The sequence below is a fragment of the Psychrobacter sp. CX5 genome (assembly GCF_057621535.2).
The window spans coordinates 1536584-1561778 of the sequence record NZ_CM177735.1 but is presented as its reverse complement, the minus strand read 5'-3'; the positions used below and the strand labels follow the sequence as shown (position 1 = coordinate 1561778).

Sequence of the window (25195 nt, the reverse complement as noted above, 5' to 3'; positions counted from 1 at the left end):
TTGCTACATCACATTCTGCTACACCACAGGCTCTACAGTCTGCATACTATAACTGTATATAGTATCCGCTAGGCATCTGGCAAGCGCCAAAGATATACCCCCACGCAAAAGCAGACTATGGCAACACTCCAAGCTACCCAAATAAATGCGGCAGGCACCGTGAAAAATAACATGGTGACGGATAGGGTCATCATAATACAAGCCAACCACTTAGCACGTCTAGGCACAGCTCGGCGCTCCTCCCAGTCTCTCACATACTTGCCCATATACTTATGGTTGATGAGCCATAAATAAAAGCGTTTTGAGCCTCGTGCCCAGCAGGCTGCTGCTAATAGTATAAAGGGTGCGGTCGGCATTACGGGCAGTACCGCACCTACGACACCTAACCCAAAAAATATAAATCCCAGCACCAGATATAGCCACCGCATATGAGCATACTTGGACTGATTAATATTACCTGTATATCGGTGTTTGGAGGATAGAGTCATAACTATTTAAATATGTTATTTTCGATTATTAGCTACATTAAAGCAAGAAGTGGTATTTAAATTTATAGTGTGCAGATTATAGTGTTATAGTTTAGCTGATTGCCCTAACTTATCATCGGATGCCACTTGAGCTATCTTTAATGCTACCGCAGCATCAAAACTAGCAGTCCCAACAGATTTAAATACAGACACCCCTTTGTTCGTACTACTTGCATCAATGACCAGCTCGCCACTGACTAAATCAATCAATTCGCCTGTTAAGTCTTGCCAGACCCAGTCACAGCTTTTATTATCGTCAGCTTGAATAAGGTCTCCTGCTTCGTGCTTTCCCCCTTCCAGATCATCGATGATAATATGCGTTGAGGCCTCAATCACTGAGTCACTAACCTCTTTCATATGAGGCTGATAAGCGCCCACTGCATTAATATGCACTGTCGATTTGACCTGATCGACCTCGAATAACCCTTCCGTCGCCCGCGTTGCTAAATTAATCACATCAGCATCTTTTATCGCATCTTCTAAACGCTCACACACTGTTAATTTAATACCTTTATCGATCCACTGTGCATACTCTTTCTTAAACGTCGCTTGAAAGGTTTCTGCATTTTCATGAGTGCGATTCCATAAGGTAACCTGAGTGATGTTCGGACAAACGGTTAACACCGCATTGAGTTGCTCATACGCCATGCCACCAGTACCGACAACGGCAACGGTATTGCTATTTGGGTCCGCCATATATTTGGTAGCAACGCCGGATAGAGCAGCCGTTCGAACTTGAGTGACATACACCCCATCCATAAAGGCAAGAGTCTCCCCTGTTGCCGTCTTAGATACCGTAATGGTGGCGACTGTCGTTGGCAAATCACGCTTTGGATTATCAGGGCAGATGCTAACCAATTTAACCACGGCATATTCATCTTCTCCATCAAAGACTACAGAGGGCATAGACAGATGAGAGCCTGTTTGATGGCTATCGGTTTCATTATTGGTCGGTATTACCAAACGCTCAGGACTTTTTACCCAGTTTGGGTGCTGATATTGTCGCTTTAATAGATTTTCAATGGCTTCAATAGCCATTGGCATAGTCAATTGCTGTTTGACGGTCTCTATATCTAGAATTTGCATAACTGGCCTTTTAAATTTGTTTAAGAGTTTATAAGTCGAATCTATTGTTCGATCCTGTTTTTATAATATAATTTATTATGATAGGAGGCCTAAGAGTGATACAAGTTGATAAATGTGTCAGTGTTTAGTGATTTATTAAATTGGAAACTATCCGTTTAAAGCAATCCTCTTAAGCGGTGGCATTAGCTGGCAGGTTTGAGATACGAAAGACAAGGTATGTCTGCGCCATTTAATGTCCTGTCATACCACCAGCAAGTCCGGTGACTGTACAGGCTGTTAGGACAATTGGACTTGTGATAAGTAATAAAAGCGTCATTCTAATAGTTGCCATGATAGATCCTCTCTACAAAAGCTGAATAGGCTTTATTGTCTCGTTAAATACGCCCCATATAAATTAAAAAACCGTTACAGCGTATTGCTATAACGGTTTTTTAGCCCTAGGCAAACTAAATTTCTGTAAATTTAATATATCAGTTTTAGAGGCTAAGGGTGAGTTGTACATTCATTGTATGGCTAAACCCAATAACTCTCAAGCTCTATTATAGTTTTAATATGTAGCTATTCCCCGCTTTCACTACTATCTGCACGTTTGAGTGAGGCAGTGACTAGAGTTTATCAAGTCTCTTGCTTCGCGAGACTTGTTAAACCAAGTCCCTGCACCTCACTCAATCGTACAGTATATCCGCTACAATCGGGGCTAAACCGCTCTCAAGGTTATAACTGGTGGATATACTCACTAGCTTTAGATACTATTAAAATGTGCTGATAAAAGACTCTATACCATCGATTAATAATTAATATATGCTATACCTTTAACCCATTATTATTAACACGGCACTTTATACGAATTCAGGTTATCCAAAATCATGCTTACTTCTAAAAACCCTAAATTATTAGCAATCGCAACTTTAGCGAGCACACTGGCAGTTGGCTGTTCTCAAATTAACGACACTACACAGCATCAAGTCTTAAACGACAGCAATAATGATGACTCTAACGCCCCACTTCCTATTACTCACTTTCCAACTAGCTTACCTGATGACTGTTTAGACGGTAACGCAAAATTGTATGATGAATGTGGTGACCAAGTCGATATTCTCAACTCTGCCATTGCACAAGCTCAAAAAGAGTCTAAAAATGTGCTCATTGTTTATGGTGGGGAATGGTGTATTTGGTGTCATGTTATAGATAATTATTTTAAAGGTCAGTTTCGAACTTTTGACTATGAATGGCGCTACGCTGACGGTGATATTCAAACGTGGGCAATGCGTGAAAAAGTATCACCTAAGGATATTAGCGATGCCAAAGCTTTAAATAAATATGTGGCGAATAATTTTGTCGTCACTCACATCGATGGTAGTTATGCTAATGGTAATGAGGCTATTGCTATGACAGGATATGATATAAGTCAGCTATATTACGCTCCCATTGTGCTTGTACTAGATAATAAAGGGAAATATGCGGGTACAATGCCGTCAAGTGATGCCATTGAAGGGTTTGAAATTCGTGAGAGTGGTGGGGAAGAGTTTAGAGGCTATAATCGTGAGATTTTATTAGAACAGTTAAAATTACTGAAAGCTAAGACGGAAAACTAGATCTATATTTAAAGCTTTAGAAATAAAAAAACCGTTACATCTTAATGCTATAGCGGTTTTTTCGCCCTAGGCAAACTAAATTTCTATACATTTAATATATAAGTTTTAGATGATAAGGGTGAATTGAGGTTTAATCATATCTATACAGCCTAAATCATGCATAATTTATCGAGTAACATAATTTATCGAGTAACATAGGTACTTAATTTGACATAGGTACTTAATTTGATAACTTCTGCTAAACAATGCTACATTGAATTCTAATTGCATTAACAGATTAAACCTATGAGCAAATTACTGCGAAGACATTTAGAAGACCGTGAAATAAAAAAAGGTTTGGGACAGGTGTCCGCCTTTATTGCCCTGTCATTAGGTATCCTTACTACGCTTACTGCACTGTGTTTTTTATTCCCTAATCTGCTCACCACGCCAGATTTTAGACCCTTATACGATGCAAATATTTTACGAGGCGTGTTATTCGCCAGTATCGTTATTGGCTTTGTCTCAGGTATCATTAGCCTACTGCGTAATCCGTATAAACGGTGGGGCATGGCGGGTATGTTACTCAATGCCCTTGCCGCGCTGCTCGCCTCAGGGCAGATTGAACCCAATTACTACGACCGTAGTGTGTATGCAGGTTTGGACTATTTTATTTTGACCCTGTTAATTTCCGCTTTGGTGTTTATTCCGATGGAGCGGTTTTATGCTAAGTATAAAGAGCAAAAGCTGCTACGATCTGGCTGGGTAACCGATATTAAATACTTTATGTTTAGCCATTTGGGTATTCAGCTACTCAGTTTTTTTACCATCATTCCTGCGCAGATGTTATTTAATCAGTGGCTTAATCCCACATGGCATCAACTTGTCAGCGGTCAGCCTTTGGTGCTGCAATTTATAGAAATTTTAATTGTGGTGGATTTCTTTAGTTACTGGATTCATCGCACGATGCACGAAGTCCCATTTTTATGGCGCATCCATGCGGTGCACCATTCTTCGCATCAAATGGACTGGCTGGCAGCGAGTCGGGTGCATGTGTTTGAGCTGATTGTGAACCGTTTTGTGGGTTATATTCTGTTATTATTTATGGGCTTTTCTCCAGCGGCAACCTATGCTTATTTGGTATTCATCTCTTTTCATGCCATTTTTATTCATGCCAACGTCCGTTTCCGTTTTCCCTATTTTCGCTGGGTTTTGGCAACGCCAGAGTTCCATCATTGGCATCATTCGTCAGAAAAAGAAGCGTGGGATAAAAACTTTGCCGCCTTTTTACCCATTTATGATGTGGTATTTAAAACCGCTCATCTGCCCGCTCACTTACCCAAAAAATATGGGACGACATCAAATACAAAAGTACCTGAGGGTTTTGCAGCGCAAATGGTCTATCCATTACAAAATGAAAAACGCAAGACAAATTGATTTAGTTATACAGATTTAAATATAGGGTAGCTGTTCCCGCTTTTTGCTTGTAGTTGACAGGGCGTGGCGCACAGCGCCTAAGTCTAGCGGCGTTCCAACATTCGAGCGATCACCTCTATCCAAGGCGCTGTATGCGCCACATCCTACCAAGCTACCGCGTCAATCGGGGCTAAACCCCTCCTACGGCATGGGTCACGGTTACGAATTGACAATCCTCAAGCAGATAAATACTTATTTTTATTAGAATTGCTGATAACTCAAACATCTTGATTAACATATTGTTGTTTAATGACTTCAAGATATTCGATGTTTTTTTCCAATAGCTCAATTAACACCTTTAGCTTCAATGCTATAAAATCATTTTTATCACTTCTGTTAAGATAAGTACGGATATTTTCAGATAAAGCTTGTAAAAAAGACAGCTCCTCTAGTCTGTAAAATGATATAGGCCTACCGTCCATAGTATGATTGTCAGGATATCGGTGATCAACTACAACTGAAAAGCCAAATATTCGACTATCATCATCTATCAATTTTTGGAATATCAAATCAGCATCGAGATTATGCAAGTAAGCTACAAAAGAATACTTATTATCAAGAATATCTATTAAACCCATATAATCGCCAGCTTCAATCATACTGACTGACTTTTCTCTATCTTCTTCCTCTTCATATATTTTATATTGTTCAACAACATCATCTATTTTTTTATTTATTTGCTTTGAAATGTCTTTAAAGTCAGTGTCATCACGATTTATATATGCTAACCCTGTAGAATTAAAAATACGGTCTTCTCTGTACTTTCTATTCCACTCTCTATTAGTATGGTCTCTAATATATTCACTTGTTTTTTCTCTAATTCCCTCAATACTAATAACTTCTTTTATACCTGCCTTTGAAAAGGTTATGAGCAAACTAATAACGTGTAGTAGAATAAATGGATTGTTGTATTTAAAATTTATAAAATCTGTTTGCATTGACTCTAAGTTCTCATAGAAAGCATCTCTATTAAGATGATTATAATCCCAAAGCTCTCTCCAAGAGGGCTTTTCCGAACTTTTGTTGAAAAAATACAGTCCTTGAATCACTGTTGTTAATTCATCTTGGTTTATTATATTGTTTTCAATAATATCTTTCCAAGTTTTGGAATCAAATAATTGATATTGATAATTATCTGTATTTTTCAATACATCTGATATGTTATTGAGGTTACCATATATTTTATAAGTAAAAGAATAAGCAAAGTACTGCTGTACTAATTGTGCCATGAAATCTGGATTTTGTTTAAACTTATGTGCTACAAATTTATTAAAATACTTATAATTATCAATTACCTGAGTAAGAACTCTATAATTATTTTTTCCCACTTTATCGAAAATATTCTTAATACCCTCTACATGTTTACTTAAAATATTGTGATTATTGATAATTTCCAGAAAAATCTCATCATTATTAGAAATCAACTTAAAAGTTTTATTTATAGTTTTTTCTTTGAAATCACTAAACACTTCATCGGTTATCTTATCCTCATTAGCAATAACGATTACGGTCAAACCTGATGTCTCTACCATGCTATTTATATAACCCAGAACCTCTGTATAGTCTAGTAATGTTCTTTCTAAATCATCAAAAACGAAAATAACATTTTTTTGGTTATTTTTTTTCGAGAAATAGTCTAAGACTCCATCTAAATTTATATTAGCATTTACTGAATTTACATTTGTACTTTCAGAATCTACATCAACTTTCAAACCAAGTTTTAGTGCACTTTTGAAAACTGTGTTTAAAACTTTCACTGGCGCAGAACTTAATACGGGATGTAGCTCGTCAAATATTGCCTCATCAATGGCTTCTATACTTTTCAAACCAAAAAGACTTACATATACATATTTATTATTCTTATCATTTTTGATGAAATTTTTAATAAAGTGTGTTTTACCTGACCCCCAATCGCCTTTTAACATTACCGCGTACTGAGGTTTATCTATTTTTACAAATTCTTTTAAATAGCTTTCAATATGTTTATTCAATTAAACTCCTCATTATTATAATAGCTCCCTATTCTTGTAAAACCTATAATTTATATATTTTAAAGATAGAAACTGCCTAACACCAGTGTGAATATTAGTGGTTAACATCTGACGTTCAGCTTACCATTGTTGAAGCGCGGGCATAGTATTTAAAGAACGCCTAACCACGCTTGAAGGAGCGGTTTAGCCCCGATTGTCGTGGATAAACTGTTGGCTTAAGCAGGTTGCGAAGGCTTGGTTTTGGGGTATCATGGCGTCTAGCCAATGACGCCCCAAACCTTAGCCTTTCGCTCTGCTTAAGACGACAGATAGGAGTGGAAAGCGGGATTAGCTACAAAATAACCTACCCCTCACCTGCCATCAATTGATGCAACAATTCATTCAAGCGAACTTCGGCAGGCTTACCCTCTTTTTGTAGCCACTCATACACGTCATCATCAACGGGCAAGCGTTTTTTAGTCAATCGACCTCGCACTGCATTACTCCAGTCCAATTGTTCGGGTGCATCGGACAAGTCAATAGGACGGTCTTTTAGGGCTTCTAAACGCTCTTTTTGTTCAGCGGTTAGATCTGGAATATTATCTTTATGGATAACTTTTCTAACGATTGTCATAGTAAGTCCTCTCCTCTTGAGTTGTCGCCTCTCTGACTGTAATCAACCTAACAACTTCACGGTCTAATTCATCATCATATAACAAATGCCCAATAAAAAGTATCACAGCATTGTGTATAAGTCCGAGGGTACGCCAACGTTGTTCACCGTCTACCACCTGATGAGTTTGAATAAGCGCATTCGGGTCTAGATAGGCATTAATCGCATCTTCAAGTAGCAAACCATGTTTAGTTAAGTTAGTCTGACTTTTTTGGTCATCCCATTCAAATACAATATAGTCGTATTCCAATCTTCCCATTTAACGCTCTCAACTCTCAAATTTAGATTGGGTTACAACGCCTTCAACTGCGCCATCTGCTCACTTATCACTTTAAGCTGACCTTGTAACTCCTCAAGCTTCGCCTTTTCAGCCTCTACAACCTCCGCAGGTGCTTTACTCACAAAACCTTCGTTACCCAGTTTTCGCTCGATACCTTCAGCTTGCTTTTGTAGTTTCTCTTGGGCTTTAGCAAGTCGGCTAAGCTCAGCAGTGGGGTCAATTAACCCTTTCATCGGCACTAAGATACGCAGTTGTCCGACCATGCTAGATGAGGAAAGGGGAACATCTTCGCCTTCTTTTAAAATAGTCAAACTCTCAACTTTGGCAAGCGCTTTAAATTGGTTTTCGATACGATTGAGGCTTTGCGTTTGCTCATCAGTGATATTCTGTAGCAATACCGGCAAGCGCACTGCATTACCGAGCTTCATTTCACCGCGAATGTTACGCACGCCAGCAATAAGGGCTTGTAGCCATGCCATGTCCGCCTCGACTTGAGTATTGATTTGGCTAGTATCCGCTTGTGGATAGTCGGCAATCACGATGCTGTCGGTGTTTTTACGATCAAGCAAGGGCGCAATAGTCTGCCAAATCTCTTCGGTCAGATACGGCATAATCGGATGGGTGAAACGTAGCGCCGTCTCTAATACGTTGAGTAGCACGTAGCGAATTTGCGCTTTACGCTCGTCGCTCACCGAGTCATCATTAAGACTCGCCTTGGCAAGCTCCACATACCAATCGCAATATTCATTCCAGATAAATTCGTAAATATCTTGGCTGACCATATCAAGGCGATATTGGGCAAAATGTTGATGGATATTGCTGATGGTCGAGTTCAGGCGACTCATAATCCATTTTTCAGGCAGTTCCCATACGTCGGGATTGGCGCTTTGGTCGATAGGTAATGCCGACGCCGCCTCACCTTCTTCCACTTTCTCAACGCAGTTCATCAGTACAAAACGACTGGCGTTCCAAATTTTATTGGCAAAGTTGCGATAGCCTTCAACCCGTTTTAGGTCAAAATTAATGTCACGCCCCGTACTAGCCAGTGAAGTAAAGGTAAAGCGCAACGCATCCGTACCAAAGGCAGGAATACCTTCGGGGAACTCTTTACGGGTTTGTTTTTCAATTTTTGCAGCGTCTTTGGGGTTCATCATATTGCTGGTGCGTTTTTCGACCAGTGACTCCAAGTCAATACCGTCAATCAAATCGATAGGGTCAAGCACGTTACCTTTCGATTTCGACATTTTTTGACCATTACCATCACGCACTAGCCCATGTACATAGACGGTTTTGAAAGGAACTTGCGGGCTACCATCCTTATTCTTCATAAAGTGCATGGTCAGCATTATCATGCGGGCTACCCAGAAGAAAATGATGTCAAAGCCTGTCACCAACACGCTGGTCGGATGGAAAGTCTCAAGCACTCGTTTGTCGTCCGCACTGTTATTAACAAGCAGGTCACCCCAACCCAAGGTGCTAAACGTCCATAATCCTGAGCTAAACCACGTATCTAACACGTCTTCATCTTGACGCAATTCGACACTGTCGGCTAGATTGTACTTTTGGCGTACTTCCGCCTCGTCACGAGCCACATAAATGTTGTCATCATTGTCATACCAAGCAGGGATGCGATGCCCCCACCATAGTTGACGGCTGATACACCAGTCTTGAATATCGGTCATCCATGCCATATACATATTTTTGTATTGCGCAGGCACAAATTCGATACTGCCGTCTTCCACCGCATCAATCGCCGGTTTGGCAAGTTGCTCCATCGCCACATACCATTGATCCGTCAACCACGGTTCAACAATCACGCCACTACGGTCGCCACGAGGCGCTTTAAGTTGGTAGTCTTCGATGTCCTCTAGCCAGCCTTCGGTTTCGGCTTGAGCAACCAATTGTTTACGGGCTTCAAACCGCTCAAGACCGATATAGGCTTCAGGTGTTGGTTCAAGCTGTGGGTCACGGGTTTGCAGGTCTGGATAAATCTCCATCGCTGGCAAGATATGCGCATATTTATCAAAGATATTAATCAGCGCCGTTTCATGACGACGACCCAATTCATAATCGTTAAAGTCGTGCGCTGGGGTGATTTTAACCACGCCTGTACCAAACTCGATATCGACATAATCATCCGCCACAATCGGTACTTCGCGACCAGTAATCGGTAAAGTAATGGTTTTACCAACCAAATGCGAATAACGCTCATCTTTTGGATTGACCGCAACCGCCGTATCGCCTAACAAGGTTTCAGGACGAGTCGTCGCAACGACCACATAGTCTTTGCCGTCTTGAGTCTTAACCGATTTATCAGTGAAATAATAGCGGAAGTGCCATAACGAGCCATTTTCGTCATGGTTTTCAACTTCTAAATCTGATAAGGCAGTTTGGAATTTAGGATCCCAATTGACCAATCGTTTACCGCGATAAATCAAACCATCTTCATGCAAACGCACAAACACTTCTTTTACCGCATTGGACAAGCCCTCATCCATAGTGAAGCGCTCACGTGACCAATCGACCGAGCTACCTAAGCGGCGAATTTGACGGGTAATGTTATCGCCCGACTCTTCTTTCCATTCCCATACTTTGTCGATAAAGTCTTCGCGAGTCAGGTCGGTACGTTTGATGCCCTCGGCATTAAGACGACGCTCAACCACCATTTGAGTAGCGATACCCGCATGGTCGGTACCCGGCTGCCAGAGCGTATTATCACCCAGCATACGGTGATAGCGGGTTAGCGAGTCCATAATAGTATTGTTAAAACCATGCCCCATGTGCAAACTGCCCGTCACATTAGGCGGTGGCAGGGCAATAGAGAACGACTCATTGCTATCAAAGCTGGGCTTAAAATAGCCATTATCTTCCCAGCGCTGATACATACCTTGCTCAACATCGCTTGGGTTATAGGCGTTTTCTAATTGTTTTAAGGCAGATTGGATGGAAGTAGTTAGGTTTTGGTTGCTCATAATAGAATTGTCTTATTTTTGGTGGTCTTTTGGGTTTATAGATTGAATAAAGTTAATAATAGTGTGATTTTAACGCAGATTAGCGGATTTTGTTAGAGTCATATTAAATCAACATCGAGTAACCTAATATATCCCTACTTTATAGTTAAAGTGTGAATATGAAAAAGCTCAACCACGTAAGATGATTGAGCTTTGGTAAACTTTCTCAATGATAGAACAAAATCTCTAACCGACACTCGGCAACGGCGGCGGAATCTTCGGATTATCAACAGTATAAACGGCTGTGCCGTAAGCAATAGCTTCGACCATACTGCCCGTTGCATTGATGCTAGTCACTTCTAAACGTATCCCAAACACCTGATTATAGCCCATAAATTGAGCTTCAAGCTTCATGCGTACTAACGCCTCACGTCGGGCACGATCCAACAAGGTCTCATAGGTCGTCAAATTCTTACCAAAGAAATTTAGAATTTTGGCAATGATCATTTTAAAATAATCTTGCGCAATCACCACACTTCCCATGACCAATGCGCCTTGAGTATCTTCGGCTATTTTGGGTTGATAAAAGCGCTCACTAGACACGACAATATGACCCAGCTCCTTTTCGGCAGCAGCCAGCTTTTGCAAATGATCGCGCTCATTAAAGCGACCAAAAAGCCAACCTATTAAAAATAGGCCAATAAAGACGCCATTGTTGATTAAAAAATCAAGAAATACGTCCATTAATATGATGTCCTATTCATTATAGCGTTACTGGGTTTAACTTTTTTGCAGATAATTGGCAACAAGATTAGTCAAACTTGTTTAGAGCGTCAGATTCGGGTAAAGGAGGTACGCTAGAGGATGATAGGGGCTGAGACATGGCATTGTTTGAAGCATTAGACTGAGACTCAGGCACCGCTTTTACCGCTGTACCATAGACAAACAGCTCGGATGCACCTTGAGCAATACTAGACGTCGAAAAACGCAGACCCACAATGGCATCTGCGCCAAGCGCTTGTGCCTTGACCATCATACGCTCAATAGCTTCTTGCCGTGACTCTTCAAGCAGCTCGGTATAGGCGGTCAGCTCACCCCCCACGAGGTTCTTTAGGCCTGCAAATATATCTTTACCCACATGCTTGGAGCGCACTGTACTGCCGTACACCACATCTAAACGTTCGGTAATAATGTAGCCGGGTAAATGCTCAAGGTTTGATAATTGCATGGTCAGTCGCTTATGTTTAGTCGCTTATTTAGCGTTACTTGTATTTGGTCGTTTGTATTTAGTCGCCTAGGTTGTTCTAGTCTTGAGTATTAAATAATAAATACAGCTCAGTTAAGTTGCCTTCAATACTGTTTGCTATCTGAGCTAAAGCGTCATCATCACGACGGATTTCTGCTAAATCTCCATCTTCGGTTTCCTCACTATCTTCATTAATAGTGTCAATGCCGCTAAATAAAATCATTGGCAAAGTCAACATGGCGACATCCTCAGCGGTGTCTTCATCGTCAAACCAATCGACACTATCATCACCATACATAGCATCAACAAAGCCAATTGACCACGCCGCTAATTCTGACTCAGAGGAGAAGTCCATCTCGCTTGAATCTTCATCAATCTCTAAAGGCAGGATAATACCCTCTTCACTTTGCAAGCTCTCTAACAACTCGTTGCGCCAGTCTTTAATAGCCTTTTTAATGTCGTCGGCAACTTTAGACTCTTGTCCTTCAAAAAGATGAGACAGCCAATTTGGCAACGGCTTGCCTACGACTGTTGCGGTCAGAAAACCGTGAGTGGCGATACTATCAAGTCCGTATTCATTGTCATCTGAATCAAGATAATCTTGCAGTTCATATAGGGTCATAGCGGTCTCTTTTTATCGTTATAGTCGGGGTTATTATAATGAGCTTTTAGATTTTTCTTGTGGTTTTTATAGTAGAAGATTTATAGTAGAAGATTAAAAAGGGCTATTATTATTTTAAGACATTATTTTTAAGACATTCGCAATAGCGGTCAGCACCGGCTAACCGCCAATACTACTCGTCTCTTCAGTCTTCTTCTAAATCGTCCTCGAAGCCATCGTCTTCGTCAGAATTATCGTCGAGGTCATCGTCAAAGTCATCTAAATCATCATCGAAGTCATCGTCAAAGCCATCTTTGAGCTCACGGGCCAAACGCTTTTCTTCTAGCATATTATCTATCAGACGACGCTTCTCTAGACTGGTCAACCGTGCGGCTTCAACTTCGGCCTCATCTACCTTTTTAGCGTCATCGTCATCTTCAAAGTTGTCATCATCGAAGTCATCAAGATCATTGTCACTCATATTCTTTTCCTTATAGCATAATAGTCTGTTTTGACTTATTGATTTTTGCAATCAATTTGATTTATGGGAATTCTTAGAGACTTTTATAGCCCCTTTTTGTAAATTATTGTTTTTAAGGCGCTGTTTTTAAGGCACTGGTTTTTAATACATCGCTTTTAATTTACTGCTTTTAATTTGCTATTTTTAAACCTAACACGTCTTTATTCAATGGGCATAGCTTTAGAAATAAGAACTGTCTAGATTTCTCTAAATAACCTATAAGCTACCTATACATGACCTATAAGCTACCTATACATTACCTAGCTACTTATTTAAACAGCCTATAACTTCAATTACTTAAGTAGGTGATGCACAATTTAATACAATATCAATCTAAAATAAATCTTAGACTTTTAATGTGCGACTTTAGTTTAGCCAATCGAAATTTGCTATTGCTTAATTTAAAGCGGACAACAATACCGCATCACGAACCTCGATTAAGCGTTGCATCATCGAATCACCCACTCCTTGCAGTGAAGCACAGTCACGTTCATACACTGTGGTTGGATTTTTTAGATTATCCAACTGAATATGACCACGTAACTGCTTTATCCCCTCAACCGGTAATAAGGTTAAAATATCGTTAGCATCAGCATTGTTATATAGCAGCTGCTCCATCTTTTCACTGGTTGCCTCATCACTGACCCCGACCACAACTTCTAACGCAAATCTTTGTAGCTCACGATGCTTGATAAACGCCACCTCATTAAGCATAACGTAGGACTTAGCCAGCATCACTGCTGCCAACCCTGCCTTGCTATGACTGGTGGTACCGTAAAACTCTACAATGGCGCCATTTTCGTCAAATCTTGGTTGGTTTTTGACTTTTATACCAAACAAAATCGGCTGTTTTAATAGCTCATCTAGCGTACGTTGTAGCAGTTGTGTACACAGTACAAAATAGGGTTCTGACTTTTCATGTGCCAAGGTATTTAACAAATGGTTGGGGTCATAAAAACGAATTTGTACGACCGCCACATCAAGCGGTCTGTCTGAGGCTAATGCTTTTTGTTTGCTAGATGCCGCTTGTTTGGCATCAGTTGTGTTAGTGGCTGTAGTTGATTGAGCCGCCTCTGCCTCACCCCCATCCTCAAGACCAGCGTCTATATCTGATAAATGACCTGGTAAAGACGGTGACTTATTATTATGATTATAAGCTATGCTTTGATCGCCATGCTCTGCGCGACTGCTATGATCCGCATCGTCATGACCCCCTTCTTCATTTTGCTGCGACTTAATATATTTACTCAAAGCTTGATGGATACTTAATTCTTTAACCCCATCCCCTGCTACCTCTGGTTGCTCATCATCCTCTGTAATTCGAGTCCGAGCTGTCCCTAAGCCGTGTTGTCGCTGAGTGATCAAATAATCTTGAACATCACGACTTAAAGCTGCCAACTGGGCGCGTGTCGGACGGGCAATATAACCATAAATGAGCCAGATTAATAAATGGGTAATAAAGGACCCTAAAATAAATATCCACTGGGACGCAATAATCTCACCATTACTGGTATCACGCAGCGTCATCTCGACTTTACCAATCACCGTGTCACCCATGACAACGTCACGGCTAATTTTATTACCGTCGAGTAGTTGCGCCTGCCCCGTCTGCAGTAGCACTTCATTGTCAATATCTTTGATAGCTAAGCTGGCGACATTATTCTCACTGGTATATCGTCCCGTCAGGACGCTCAAGCTGACTTTATCTTTACTCAGTAAAGGCAGCTTGACTTCGTCAATGAGTTGTACCAACATTCGTTCGCCTGTTTGCATTTTGAGCTCATCAAGCTGCTGATCGGTACTAATCAGCAACAAAGTAGTGTGAATAAAAAAACTGATGAGAATTATTATGGCAAACAAGCCTTGCCGTGGCGCTAAATAGGTCATGTTATGCTAAACTTTTGTTAAAAGGTAGGGGGTACTATACGTTAAGTACGCTCTATTATTCCTAATCTTGCTTACGCTTACAAGGGGCATAGCTCACGATGACAAAAAATACTACAACTAATACTCAAAATAATGCGTCTTTATCGCCTGAGAATATTGAAAATACGCCTGTAAACGCCACTGCAAACTTTGCCAGCTTCGGTTCAGGTATGACAGCACATTTGAAGGCATGGATTAGTGCCTTACAAAAAGCCAACGATTTATTACCTGATGCACTTCGCTTCTCCGATGTTAACTTTGATCAAAACCAGCAAAATTACGGTAAAATCTCCTTAGATCTTATTGAGCAACTAGAAGCTTTACCGGTATTTGCGCTGTCGGTGGTGGTCCAACAACAGGCTTTAAGACAAGAAGCAGGCACTGAGCTTACTAAAAAAGCAGCCTTTGAAGCTCATATAGGCGAATGGGCAAGCAATAACCCCCTATGGCAAATTATAAAAGTCGTTCGCAGCACAGATACGTTACAAGATCATACCGGCAGCGATCGACTTACTTCTGTCCTAACTTATCGTTATATATTAATGCCGACTGACACGGCAACGATGCAACCCGGCAAAAAAGCAGCGGCGGCACGTTTATTAGACGATAGTATCACCACGCATTTAGGTCAATTTATTGAAGCCTTGCCTATTACAGATGATTTAGGGGGTGATGCCGCCATTGACTGTCATATCGTATCATTAGCTAAAATGTTGCGTCCACATAAGGTTGCCGTCTTTGATATGGACTCAACGTTGATTGAGCAAGAGGTTATCGTAGAGCTTGCAAAACAAGCCAATATAGGTGACCAGGTGAGCGCCATAACTGAATCTGCTATGCGTGGCGAGATTGACTTTGACACCTCATTTAGTGAACGGGTTGCGCTATTAAAAAACATATCATCTTCAGCGCTTGATACTATCCAAAATCAGCTAAGTTTGTCTCCTGGTGCGCGTACGCTGATAGCGACATTAAAATCTCTGGACTATCATACGGTGCTGGTGTCTGGTGGGTTTACCTTTTTTGCTGATCGTATTGCCAAAGAGCTTGGAATTGATGAAGTCCATGCCAATGTGCTAGATATTGAACACGAGGTTGTCACTGGGAATGTCATCCTACCTATTGTCAATGGCGATCGTAAAGCGACAATAGTTGAGCACATTGCGCAGCGTATGGGCATATCAATGTCTCAAGTCATCTGTGTTGGAGATGGGGCGAATGACTTGGCCATGATGGCCATCGCAGATATTGGTGTGGCGTATCATGCTAAGCCTATCGTTCGCTCTCGTGCGGATGCCGCTATCAATGCGACAGGTCTTGAAGGGGTACTTTATGTATTAGGTTATGCCGCTCAAGATCTGCTATAATCCTTGCCTTTCAATAACTTATACCTCTAATTTCAAGGCCAATATATAATTAAACGTGCAGAACATCGACTTTCCAAAACCGTACTTCACGCCCGTAGAATAGGGCTGTAGAGTGCAGTTTTAGGGTTTACTTTTTTAAACAAGTTTTAAAAAAGACCTAAAATTAATGAAATAATTGTTCCTAAATTTTAATACACAAAATCTTTACAATTTTTTTTAAAAAAACTTTTTTTGCGGGTGTTATGAATTCTCTAGCCTTGAAGCCCATGTCAAATTTTTAGTAAATTTAAACGACAATCGTTGTCGTAAGTTATCGAGATATTCTTTGTATTTTAATAAAACATCGGCATAATAATACTTAATCAATCGCAAAAAACGATGCTCGATCTCTCCTATTTTGTGTTATACCTATTGACCGTACATGAGGCAATAAACATGGCAATTCTAACCATTCTGGCTATCAGTCAATCTTGGCTTTCTGGCTTTTTATCTTGGTCTGTTTTAGGCTATATGCTACTCGCTGTCGGCATAGCAGCCACCCTTTTATCTGGCCGTCGTTATCTTCTAGGTTATATGCTTGGAGGAATGGGCTACTGGGTTGTTGTGGAAGGTATCCAATCTATCTTAGTGAATACGACGGCTATTAGTAGCAGCTATAGTTATGGCGCGGCATTACTCCTCAGTTGGTTTGCCATTGGTGCCTTTCTCACCTATCGTTATAAGAAGTTTGTGGCAAGCTTACCGGCACAGCGCACTGGTGTGGTATCTAGACCGCCTCGTCGTTCATCTTTCGTACCAAAACTGAGCAAACGAAGCAATACTCGTGAAAAATATATTGAGCACACACCTATTTATAATAACTATGAACCTCGCTTCCGTAACTAATTATCATCTGGCTATTAAGCTAACCTTTTATTAATCTAAAGTTTATCAGTCAAAAGTTTAATTAAGCTATATAGCAATTAGACCCTATTAATAAGCTATGGAAAGCACGCTAAATTTTATGCTACCAATAGAGCATTGCACTACTAACCATTGGATAACTATTAAACCAATTAATATACCAATGCAATTACTTGCTAACAGTACCTGATGGATAACAAGTCGGCCCATGCAAAATGGCGCTGACTTGTTGGCTATGTCTCTACTGGTATTTTATTTATTGACACCTGATATAGTTAAGTACAGATATACTAAATAAAAAAGTCTATAAATATTTGCCCTAGAGTCGCTGTCTCTAATAACGATCTTTTAATACCGAATGTTCAACAGACCCTAATATGAAAACATAGTATAATTGGTAGATAGTATAATTGGTTCATCAGTATAAGAGCCTAACCTGTCAATCAACTTGCGCAGTATGTTTTAAAACGTTATAACGCTATAAACTGGTTTTCGTTTCATTCACTTTTTAATTTTGGACTTCCCCATGTTTACTCTTCCTATCTTAAATATCAAAGCCAATCCATTAGATGCGCTACTTGCTGCCGTCGGTGTTCGATTATCCATGTTGGCAAAAAGTGATGATCCAAATATTGCCGCACTTTTAAAAGACCGTAAGGTCAGCATCGAGCTTGGTAGTAAAGCGGATGGCGTAGCTCGTTATTATGTGTTTGATGAGGGTACGTTTAATCAATATTCTGGTACTGCCAATGAGCCTACTTTGCGTATCGATTTTAAAGACTCAATGACTGGCGTTAAGCTGCTAACGGGCGGCAATGTTGCTGCTTTTATGACTGCCATTCAAGATAAAGAGCTGGTTATGGAAGGCGACTACAGCTTGCTAATGTGGTTTAATCAATTGGCGAAACATATTGTTCCCCCTATTCCAGAAGAGCTTAAACCTTTTATTAAAAAAGCACGTCCTTTTGCCAATAAAGCACAAGGAATAGCGTCTCAAGTTCTAGATATAGCTAAGCATAAGTTTTCTAAATAGCATACGTTTTCTATAAGTTAATGGTATAAGTTACTGGGTTATGATTGGTTTTATGAGTATGATTGACCCTACTCTGTTATATCCCATTTTTCATCTGATATATGGCTAAAGTGTGTTAATGAACTAAGTGACGCCTAAGTAATGAAAGCTACTTAGGCGTTTTTATGTCCATTAATGATCCTCATTAAATGATACAATTTTAAAAAACGATACAAAGGATTGTTGTATGAGCACTTTGATTCAATCGACAGCACCTGTTGCAAGTCAACATTCGAACACGCCAGCAAACATTAAAGCACAGTCATTAGGTAATGATGCACACGATGTAAAGTTGAAAAAAGAGCGTCTAAATAGCCCTGTGACGCGTGAGTATATTGCCGAATTATTTGAGTCGCCGTTGATGGACTTGCTGTTGCAAGCACAAACAGTACATCGTCAGCACTTTACCGCCAATGAGGTACAGATAAGTACCTTACTATCGATAAAAACCGGTAATTGTCCGGAAGACTGCGGATATTGCTCACAGTCTGGTCACTATAGAGATAAGACCAAACTGCAAGCAGAAAAGAGACTTGAGATCGACAAAGTCCTTGCGGCGGCCAAACAAGCGAAAGCCTCTGGTTCCTCTCGATTTTGTATGGGTGCGGCTTGGAAACATCCAAGTGCCAAAGACATGCCCTATATTGCTAGCCTTATTAAGGAAGTCAAAGCACTTGGCCTTGAGACCTGTATGACCTTAGGTATGTTGACGGCTGAACAATCACAGCAGTTAGCGGATGCAGGACTTGATTACTACAATCATAACTTGGACACCTCGCGCCGCTATTACGATCAAGTGGTTAGCACGCGCAGCTATGATGATCGCCTGCAAACTATTGAGAATGTACGGCAGTCGGGTATAAATGTATGTAGCGGCAGTATCGTTGGCATGGGCGAGAGTCGCGAAGATCGTATTGACTGGGTTTATGAGTTGACCAGTATGCCAATGCCGCCTGAGTCCATACCCGTTAACTTACTGGTACCCATTCAGGGTACGCCGCTTGGTGACAAGGTGTTAAAAGAGGGGCAACTGCCTGTCTTAGAATGGATACGCACCATAGCGGTAACTCGTATCTGCTGCCCAAAAAGCTATGTACGACTCTCAGCAGGCAGAGAAAGCCTATCAGACTCTGAACAGGCATTAGCATTTATGGCAGGGGCTAACTCATTTTTCTATGGGGATAAGCTGCTAACGACGGGTAATGCCAGCCAATCTAATGACGACCGATTAATGCAGATGTTAGGACTTAAAGCAACCGAGCCGAAGCCTGGATTGACCGTCATTGATGCCTCAACTGGTCATCAAAGTTTTGTTTGATTTAAAATGAATTTATTTATAGCACTATAAAAAGTAACGACTTAAAAGGCAGTTATATGGCGGAATATTTTAATTGGATAAAGGCGGCGCACGTCATATCGATGGTATGCTGGTTTGCGGCTATATTCTATTTACCCAGACTGTTTGTGTATCATGCTATGAGTAAAGACACCATTAGCCAACAACGCTTTGTGGTTATGGAGCGAAAGTTGTATCGGGGCATTATGACCCCCGCTATGATTGCGACATGGGTGTTTGGTATTTGGATGTTGGTATTAGGATGGGATGCTTATAAAACTCAAGGTTGGCTGCATGCTAAGCTGTTTTTAGTGGTTCTCTTGTCTGCCTATCATGGTATGTGCGGCGCTTATCGCAACAAGCTCGCTGAAAATCCTCAGCACAAGACGCATGTTTTTTGGCGCTGGTTTAATGAAGTGCCAGTATTTATTTTAATTGCGGTCGTTATACTGGTTATCGTTAAGCCATTTTAAGAGATTATTGAAAAGCTTAGGGCGTGTGGAACATTCGCAAATTAGCACTGCTGATAGCTAAAATCGTTCCAGACTAGGCGCAAACTGACGCTAATGTCTAGACCTTGGCTAGGTTTGTAACAACGTCTGAGGCGATTTTAGTATCAGCCCTGAGAACGGATTAAGCAAAGCACTGCTTTGCCCGTTCGCAAGGCGAGAGCTATGCTCGAGTGAGGGCGGGACTCTTTTTTGCCAATATATGGCGGCTTTTAAAAATTTAGGGTTCTAACTTAGAATGACTAAGCGTCAAAAATTTCACTGCATATTGACTAAAAAATAGTCTCCGCCAGTGCCATGGTCGAATGTTCCACACGCCCTAGTCTATACTTTTGCAGGTATAAAAAAACATAAATTCGCATTATATATGCCGCTCTTAGCGACAGCTCTTAAATCCGTAAACCGAACTTTACTTACCTTTTTTTAAAGTCAGGATTTAAAAACTAGGCCGCATTATATTATAAGTATGAGACACGTCATACATCTTATAGCGTGCTGGCTCATGACGATGCTCACCAGCATAGCTTAAGATTAACGCTTGATTGCGGCTCCGATCAAGCCAGCCTACAAATAATCCACTATGCTCAATGTCATTGTAGCTGTGATTGACATAATATAGCCAATCCCCAGGCTGAATCTCATTCGTATCGACAAATGGCCCTGCGGGATACCCTCCCTTGAAAACGGTATGACGCGTTACCCCTGCTCTATTAAAAGCGGCATTTAGATAATCCCAACATGAGCCTTTAATAATTTCTTTATTATCTAGAGCCATTTGCCGTACGGTTTGCAATACTTTTTTGCTAGCAGGGGCAGCGCTTTGCTCTGCTTGATATAACGTATCTATATGGTCAGGGTCGATATTAGGGGCAGTCGCATAGCTTTGATAAAAGTTTGAATTGTGTGAGAAGGTCACTGAAAAGGGAGTGTTCGAAACGGCATTGTCCGAATCGGGAGAAGTCTGATGTACGGGAGGGTTCGATACGTTGGCTGAATGTTCAAATACTTGACTCTTTAAGGTAATCAAGTCGCTCAATTCATCTGCACGTCCCGCAGAACTCATCATTAAACACAGCAAAACGGAGCTCAATAGCGAGAGTTTTTTTCGATATTTTAACGTAAGAGATTGACCGTTAGCGTTATACATTGAGTCTAAAGTGGACACATCCATTTGATGCTCCTAGGTATCATCGTTATTGTCATTATTTTATTATTAAAAGGGGCATTTTTAGCGGGTATTCTATCGTTCAAAAACTACCTTATTCTATAATTCAAAAACGACTTAGCGTCTAAAGATTAGCACTAAATAAGTACTGTTAAATAAGTAACTATAGTCATAACTTAATTCAAATACAAACTTTAAAGTGAATAAAAACTTAACCGTGGGTTTCGATTCACTACACCACACGCTACATAATATGCCTACTATAATAATATAATAAATGTTTGAGTATAAAAAATAGCTACCTAAAAATAAATTGCCCAAAACGTTATCCGCTAAGATAGTCGATTTTAAAAAATACCGTTTAAGACGACTGCATCTTAATATTAGCATTACGTTTGCTTAGCTGCTGACCTTGCAATATGGCTTGCATCACTTGTGCTTCTTTTTCCGTTTCAAAACCGGATACGATGCACTTATTGTTACCTTCAGCATCAGAGATAATCAGCTCTTTGGCATTGAGGCGAATGACATCGTTACTCATGACCACAATACGCTGCGTTTTACCTAGGTAGTTATGCTCAAACATGCCAGGGTGAACTTCTAATAGGCCAATACTGATGTGGTGCTTTACGCCCTTTTTTTGCTGATTGCGCATTTTATTAAACACAAAACTAAACACCACCAATACGGCCAGCGCCCCGATGGCTAACCGTTCTGGCAATAGACTCATCGCCATCGCCACACCTATCGCACCAAACAGAAGCGCCACAGCAAACCAAAATACCCCATCTCCAAAGCCTTGGGCCTTACCAGATAGGCTGATATTTGCTCCATTTTCAGTAACTTGTAGCATAGTAGACCTATTTAGACATCAACAGTAATGACGTATGATATAAAGATGCTAATCACGCTACGACTACCACCCTAACGCCGTTTGTTGTAGTTTCACCAATTCAGCAATGCCTTTTTCTGCCATGGCTAACATTTTATCTGCTTCTTCACGTGTAAAGGGTTTTTCTTCAGCGGTACCCTGAATCTCAATATACTCGCCCTTTTGGGTCATTACCACATTAAGATCAGTATCACAGCTAGAGTCTTCATCATAGTTCAAATCGAGTAATATTTCACCATTTTTGACACCCACTGAGACAGCAGCGACGAGACCAACTAGAGGATCTGATTTAATTTTTTTCTTAGCTTGTAAGGTCTCTAAAGCATCGATTAAAGCAATGGCAGCACCTGTAATACTTGCTGTTCTGGTTCCGCCATCCGCTTGGATCACGTCACAATCAAGATAAATCGTGTTTTCACCCAGTTTATTTAGGTCCACCATAGCGCGTAAACTACGCCCAATTAATCGTTGAATCTCTTGAGTGCGTCCAGATTGTTTGCCTCGAGCCGCTTCACGTTGGTTGCGGGTATTGGTTGCGCGTGGCAACATACCATATTCAGCCGTTACCCAGCCTTGACCTTTACCTTTTAACCAACGTGGTACCCCATTTTCGACACTGGCGGTACACAATACTTTGGTTTCCCCAAAGCAAACCAGCACGGATCCTTCAGCATGTTTGGTATAGTGACGTTCAAAAGTGACGGCACGCAGTTGGTCAAGCTCTCGGTTATCTATACGCATTACTTAGTGTTATCCTTTATTGTGGTTCAATGACTAGAGTCTGTTGATATCGTATCTTGAAGGCCTGTCAATAGCAAGACAAACCCCTTGTCTAAAATCTAAAACTGAAGACTTTAAAACTATTTAATGAAAAGACATTTAAACATAAGGTGTTTAAACCAAAGGGGCTGAAATTAGCCCCTTTGTTGATATTGAATACTCTTTTTACCTTAAGGTATCCCAAGCTACTTTGATGGTTTGATTATAGAGTGTGCTTAATCTAAACCTTCCATTTTACGTAACTCTTTACGCAAAATCTTACCAACATTAGATTTTGGCAACTCATCTACAAATTCGACATGACGTGGACGTTTGTAGCCAGTTAATTGCTTTTTACCATAATCTAGTAGCTCTTGTTCGGTCACTTGTTTGCCAGGTTTTTTCACCACAAATATCTTCGGCTCTTCGCCACGCTCTTCACTCGACACACCGATTGCGCCTACTTCTAATACAGCAGGATGTTCCGCTATTGCCTCTTCGATTTCATTAGGATAAACGTTAAATCCAGACACTAAGATCATGTCTTTTTTACGGTCGACAATTTTAATGAAGCCTTTTTCATCCATGATACCGATATCACCCGTTTTGAAATAACCGTCTTCGGTAAAGGTGTTTTTAGTTTCTTCAGGGCGGTTTTGATAGCCCACCATGACTTGTGGACCTTTAACACAGATCTCACCGCGCTCCCCGATCGGCATCACATTTCCATCATCATCAATTAAGATCACATCGGTATCTGGAGCAGGAACCCCAATTTTCGCAGTAAACTCTGAAATATTCATCGGATTAAAGCTGACGACAGGTGATGTCTCTGATAAGCCATATCCTTCAACAATAGGCAGGCCTGTGGCTTCATGCCAAGCTTTTGCGACACTAGGCAATACAGACATCCCACCACCAATAGACGCTTTGAGATTAGAGAAGTCTAAATTTTTAAATTTCTCATGATGTACTAAGCCATTAAATAAGGTATTCACTGAAGGAATATACGCAGGCTTATATTTATCCATCTCTTTAATCAAGCCATCAAGGTCACGAGGGTTAGGAATTAACAACCCCGTACAGCCTTTGTACATTGCATACATACCGCATACCATAAATGAAAAGACATGGTACAACGGCAACGCAGTGAGAATCACTTCACTCTCTGAAGACTCTCCAAACGCAGCACTGATCACAGCGTTAATCTGCAACATATTAGCGATCAAGTTACCATGCGTTAGCATCGCGCCTTTTGCCACACCAGTTGTACCGCCAGTATATTGTAGTAGCGCCACGTGACTTTGATCCAACTCAGGACGCTTATACTCATGTGCAGATACTGATTCTAAAGCCTTTTTAAATTGAACACTGTCTGGTAGTGAGTAGCTGGGTACCATTTTCTTAACATGGCGAACCACCATGTTGACTGCAAACCCTTTGACGAAGCCTAACATATCGCCCATATTACAGACGATAACATGCTCTACATCACCTTTATCATTGACATCTTCGTAAGTTTTCGCGAAGTTCTCAACAACGAAGATAGCCTTAGCGCCACTGTCATGAATTTGATGCTCAAGCTCACGGCTAGTATACAGCGGATTAACATTGACTAAGATCATGCCAGCACGTAACACCCCAAGCGCCACAATAGGATATTGCAACACGTTTGGCATCATGACTGCCACTTTGTCACCCACTGTTAAACCTAGTGACTGTAAGTAGGCGGCTATCTGACGGCTGTAGGTATCAAGCTGTCGATACGTAATCGATGCCCCCATACAAAGGTAAGCATCACGACTACCATAACGCGCAAAGTTTCGCTCAAACACCTCAAGAAGTGATGTATCGTCAGCTGGTTTCTCGATATGAGCCGCCAGTCCATAACGATCATATGACTCCAACCAAGGGCGATCATTAGGAATATCTGGATAGTGAGGGTAAGTGCCGTGAAGTTCGCTTTTGTTATTTTGGTTGGAAGGGGTTGCAGCTGTTGTCATGTAATTACCTGTCGTGTTAATAGTGAAACAATAAAGTAAAGAGTTGAGTGAGTGACTATCTATAAGTGACTATATATTCTATAAGTGACTATATATAAAGGTAAAGAGTCTATAAAAGTAAAGAATTCTAGCAAATTATTGTCTTAGTTAACGTTATTTATATGTCACTTTAGGATTTGTTTGACCCTAAAATACAATTTAACGTTCTTTTAATCTGTTGTTTGCTTATATCATCCCACACACTGTATGAAATAAAGAACGTCATAAATTTCATACATAAATTTTTTACCAAAAAAGGGACACGGCATGATGCGCGTATCCCTTTCACTGTTAATCGTATCCTTTAGAACGTTTTAATT

General features: G+C 40.7%; 22 protein-coding genes. 7 read left to right on the top strand and 15 right to left on the bottom strand.

Annotated features, from left to right (window positions below; translation table 11 throughout):
* Window positions 1–68: 68 nt before the first annotated feature.
* On the bottom strand, window positions 69–428 hold the full coding sequence (locus AC21OG_RS06130; RefSeq protein WP_487378418.1) for a YbaN family protein: 360 nt from the start codon (window positions 426–428) through the stop codon (window positions 69–71).
* Window positions 429–572: 144 nt separating this feature from the next.
* Entirely contained in the window at window positions 573–1613 is a 1041-nt protein-coding gene (locus tag AC21OG_RS06125) for an ornithine cyclodeaminase family protein (protein ID WP_487378417.1), read from the bottom strand.
* A gap of 866 nt (window positions 1614–2479) precedes the next feature.
* Between AC21OG_RS06125 and AC21OG_RS06120 the strand changes: the two genes are divergently transcribed.
* On the top strand, window positions 2480–3208 hold the full coding sequence (locus AC21OG_RS06120) for a hypothetical protein (RefSeq protein WP_487378416.1): 729 nt from the start codon (window positions 2480–2482) through the stop codon (window positions 3206–3208).
* A gap of 285 nt (window positions 3209–3493) precedes the next feature.
* The gene (locus tag AC21OG_RS06115) at window positions 3494–4624 is read left to right on the top strand and encodes a sterol desaturase family protein (RefSeq protein ID WP_487378415.1); all 1131 of its coding nucleotides are present in this window, start codon (window positions 3494–3496) and stop codon (window positions 4622–4624) included.
* Between the two features lie 257 nt (window positions 4625–4881).
* Here the strand turns inward: AC21OG_RS06115 and AC21OG_RS06110 are convergent, their stop codons facing one another.
* From AC21OG_RS06110 to AC21OG_RS06070, 9 genes are all read right to left on the bottom strand, one after another.
* On the bottom strand, window positions 4882–6654 hold the full coding sequence (locus AC21OG_RS06110) for a P-loop NTPase fold protein (RefSeq protein WP_487378414.1): 1773 nt from the start codon (window positions 6652–6654) through the stop codon (window positions 4882–4884).
* A 343-nt stretch (window positions 6655–6997) separates the two neighbouring features.
* A complete protein-coding gene (locus tag AC21OG_RS06105) occupies window positions 6998–7267 on the bottom strand; it encodes a hypothetical protein (RefSeq protein WP_487378413.1) in 270 nt (89 codons plus the stop codon).
* Window positions 7254–7565 (bottom strand): BrnT family toxin, encoded by a 312-nt coding sequence (locus tag AC21OG_RS06100; RefSeq protein WP_487378412.1) that lies wholly within the window; start codon window positions 7563–7565, stop codon window positions 7254–7256. Before AC21OG_RS06100 ends, AC21OG_RS06105 begins: the two co-directional genes overlap by 14 nt.
* A gap of 32 nt (window positions 7566–7597) precedes the next feature.
* The gene (locus AC21OG_RS06095; RefSeq protein WP_487378411.1) at window positions 7598–10558 is read right to left on the bottom strand and encodes a valine--tRNA ligase; all 2961 of its coding nucleotides are present in this window, start codon (window positions 10556–10558) and stop codon (window positions 7598–7600) included.
* A 225-nt stretch (window positions 10559–10783) separates the two neighbouring features.
* The gene (locus AC21OG_RS06090) at window positions 10784–11281 is read right to left on the bottom strand and encodes a YbjQ family protein (protein WP_487378410.1); all 498 of its coding nucleotides are present in this window, start codon (window positions 11279–11281) and stop codon (window positions 10784–10786) included.
* 67 nt (window positions 11282–11348) lie between these two features.
* A complete protein-coding gene (locus tag AC21OG_RS06085; RefSeq protein ID WP_487378409.1) occupies window positions 11349–11765 on the bottom strand; it encodes a YbjQ family protein in 417 nt (138 codons plus the stop codon).
* A gap of 76 nt (window positions 11766–11841) precedes the next feature.
* Window positions 11842–12405 carry a YecA/YgfB family protein gene (locus AC21OG_RS06080; RefSeq protein WP_487378408.1) on the bottom strand — a complete coding sequence of 188 codons (564 nt, stop codon included), beginning with the start codon at window positions 12403–12405 and terminating at the stop codon, window positions 11842–11844.
* A 184-nt stretch (window positions 12406–12589) separates the two neighbouring features.
* A complete protein-coding gene (locus AC21OG_RS06075) occupies window positions 12590–12865 on the bottom strand; it encodes a PA3496 family putative envelope integrity protein (protein WP_486545794.1) in 276 nt (91 codons plus the stop codon).
* A 435-nt stretch (window positions 12866–13300) separates the two neighbouring features.
* Window positions 13301–14791, bottom strand: a complete 1491-nt coding sequence (locus tag AC21OG_RS06070; protein ID WP_487378407.1) for a hypothetical protein — start codon at window positions 14789–14791, stop codon at window positions 13301–13303.
* Window positions 14792–14889: 98 nt separating this feature from the next.
* Here AC21OG_RS06070 and serB point away from each other — a divergent pair, with 98 nt between their 5' ends.
* From serB to hemJ, 5 genes are all read left to right on the top strand, one after another.
* Window positions 14890–16197, top strand: a complete 1308-nt coding sequence (gene serB / locus AC21OG_RS06065) for a phosphoserine phosphatase SerB (RefSeq protein ID WP_487378406.1) — start codon at window positions 14890–14892, stop codon at window positions 16195–16197.
* Between the two features lie 435 nt (window positions 16198–16632).
* Window positions 16633–17082, top strand: a complete 450-nt coding sequence (gene aciT / locus AC21OG_RS06060) for an AciT family ciprofloxacin tolerance protein (protein WP_487378405.1) — start codon at window positions 16633–16635, stop codon at window positions 17080–17082.
* Between the two features lie 544 nt (window positions 17083–17626).
* Window positions 17627–18133: a hypothetical protein gene (locus AC21OG_RS06055; protein WP_486545789.1), complete on the top strand. Its 507-nt coding sequence runs from the start codon at window positions 17627–17629 to the stop codon at window positions 18131–18133.
* 400 nt (window positions 18134–18533) lie between these two features.
* Complete coding sequence (gene bioB / locus AC21OG_RS06050; RefSeq protein WP_491185074.1) at window positions 18534–19490, top strand: biotin synthase BioB; 957 nt, start codon at window positions 18534–18536, stop codon at window positions 19488–19490.
* Window positions 19491–19546: 56 nt separating this feature from the next.
* Entirely contained in the window at window positions 19547–19981 is a 435-nt protein-coding gene (gene hemJ / locus AC21OG_RS06045) for a protoporphyrinogen oxidase HemJ (RefSeq protein ID WP_486545786.1), read from the top strand.
* A gap of 472 nt (window positions 19982–20453) precedes the next feature.
* Here the strand turns inward: hemJ and AC21OG_RS06040 are convergent, their stop codons facing one another.
* The 4 genes from AC21OG_RS06040 to AC21OG_RS06025 form a co-directional block, all read right to left on the bottom strand.
* The gene (locus AC21OG_RS06040) at window positions 20454–21188 is read right to left on the bottom strand and encodes a hypothetical protein (RefSeq protein WP_487378403.1); all 735 of its coding nucleotides are present in this window, start codon (window positions 21186–21188) and stop codon (window positions 20454–20456) included.
* A gap of 355 nt (window positions 21189–21543) precedes the next feature.
* Window positions 21544–22035, bottom strand: coding sequence for a hypothetical protein (locus AC21OG_RS06035; protein WP_487378402.1), 492 nt, complete (start codon window positions 22033–22035; stop codon window positions 21544–21546).
* A gap of 63 nt (window positions 22036–22098) precedes the next feature.
* Window positions 22099–22815 carry a ribonuclease PH gene (gene rph / locus AC21OG_RS06030; RefSeq protein WP_486545782.1) on the bottom strand — a complete coding sequence of 239 codons (717 nt, stop codon included), beginning with the start codon at window positions 22813–22815 and terminating at the stop codon, window positions 22099–22101.
* Between the two features lie 254 nt (window positions 22816–23069).
* Window positions 23070–24836 carry an AMP-binding protein gene (locus AC21OG_RS06025; RefSeq protein ID WP_486545781.1) on the bottom strand — a complete coding sequence of 589 codons (1767 nt, stop codon included), beginning with the start codon at window positions 24834–24836 and terminating at the stop codon, window positions 23070–23072.
* Between the last annotated feature and the right edge of the window lie 359 nt (window positions 24837–25195).

Bases quoted from the DNA above. Each gene is read 5' to 3' on its own strand.
- AC21OG_RS06130 (WP_487378418.1), bottom strand. From the start codon at position 428: ATGCGGTGGCTATATCTGGTGCTGGGATTTATATTTTTTGGGTTAGGT.
- AC21OG_RS06125 (WP_487378417.1), bottom strand. From the start codon at position 1,613: ATGCAAATTCTAGATATAGAGACCGTCAAACAGCAATTGACTATGCCA.
- AC21OG_RS06120 (WP_487378416.1), top strand. From the start codon at position 2,480: ATGCTTACTTCTAAAAACCCTAAATTATTAGCAATCGCAACTTTAGCG.
- AC21OG_RS06115 (WP_487378415.1), top strand. From the start codon at position 3,494: ATGAGCAAATTACTGCGAAGACATTTAGAAGACCGTGAAATAAAAAAA.
- AC21OG_RS06105 (WP_487378413.1), bottom strand. From the start codon at position 7,267: ATGACAATCGTTAGAAAAGTTATCCATAAAGATAATATTCCAGATCTA.
- AC21OG_RS06100 (WP_487378412.1), bottom strand. From the start codon at position 7,565: ATGGGAAGATTGGAATACGACTATATTGTATTTGAATGGGATGACCAA.
- AC21OG_RS06095 (WP_487378411.1), bottom strand. From the start codon at position 10,558: ATGAGCAACCAAAACCTAACTACTTCCATCCAATCTGCCTTAAAACAA.
- AC21OG_RS06090 (WP_487378410.1), bottom strand. From the start codon at position 11,281: ATGGACGTATTTCTTGATTTTTTAATCAACAATGGCGTCTTTATTGGC.
- AC21OG_RS06085 (WP_487378409.1), bottom strand. From the start codon at position 11,765: ATGCAATTATCAAACCTTGAGCATTTACCCGGCTACATTATTACCGAA.
- AC21OG_RS06080 (WP_487378408.1), bottom strand. From the start codon at position 12,405: ATGACCCTATATGAACTGCAAGATTATCTTGATTCAGATGACAATGAA.
- AC21OG_RS06075 (WP_486545794.1), bottom strand. From the start codon at position 12,865: ATGAGTGACAATGATCTTGATGACTTCGATGATGACAACTTTGAAGAT.
- AC21OG_RS06070 (WP_487378407.1), bottom strand. From the start codon at position 14,791: ATGACCTATTTAGCGCCACGGCAAGGCTTGTTTGCCATAATAATTCTC.
- serB (WP_487378406.1), top strand. From the start codon at position 14,890: ATGACAAAAAATACTACAACTAATACTCAAAATAATGCGTCTTTATCG.
- aciT (WP_487378405.1), top strand. From the start codon at position 16,633: ATGGCAATTCTAACCATTCTGGCTATCAGTCAATCTTGGCTTTCTGGC.
- AC21OG_RS06055 (WP_486545789.1), top strand. From the start codon at position 17,627: ATGTTTACTCTTCCTATCTTAAATATCAAAGCCAATCCATTAGATGCG.
- bioB (WP_491185074.1), top strand. From the start codon at position 18,534: ATGGACTTGCTGTTGCAAGCACAAACAGTACATCGTCAGCACTTTACC.
- hemJ (WP_486545786.1), top strand. From the start codon at position 19,547: ATGGCGGAATATTTTAATTGGATAAAGGCGGCGCACGTCATATCGATG.
- AC21OG_RS06040 (WP_487378403.1), bottom strand. From the start codon at position 21,188: ATGGATGTGTCCACTTTAGACTCAATGTATAACGCTAACGGTCAATCT.
- AC21OG_RS06035 (WP_487378402.1), bottom strand. From the start codon at position 22,035: ATGCTACAAGTTACTGAAAATGGAGCAAATATCAGCCTATCTGGTAAG.
- rph (WP_486545782.1), bottom strand. From the start codon at position 22,815: ATGCGTATAGATAACCGAGAGCTTGACCAACTGCGTGCCGTCACTTTT.
- AC21OG_RS06025 (WP_486545781.1), bottom strand. From the start codon at position 24,836: ATGACAACAGCTGCAACCCCTTCCAACCAAAATAACAAAAGCGAACTT.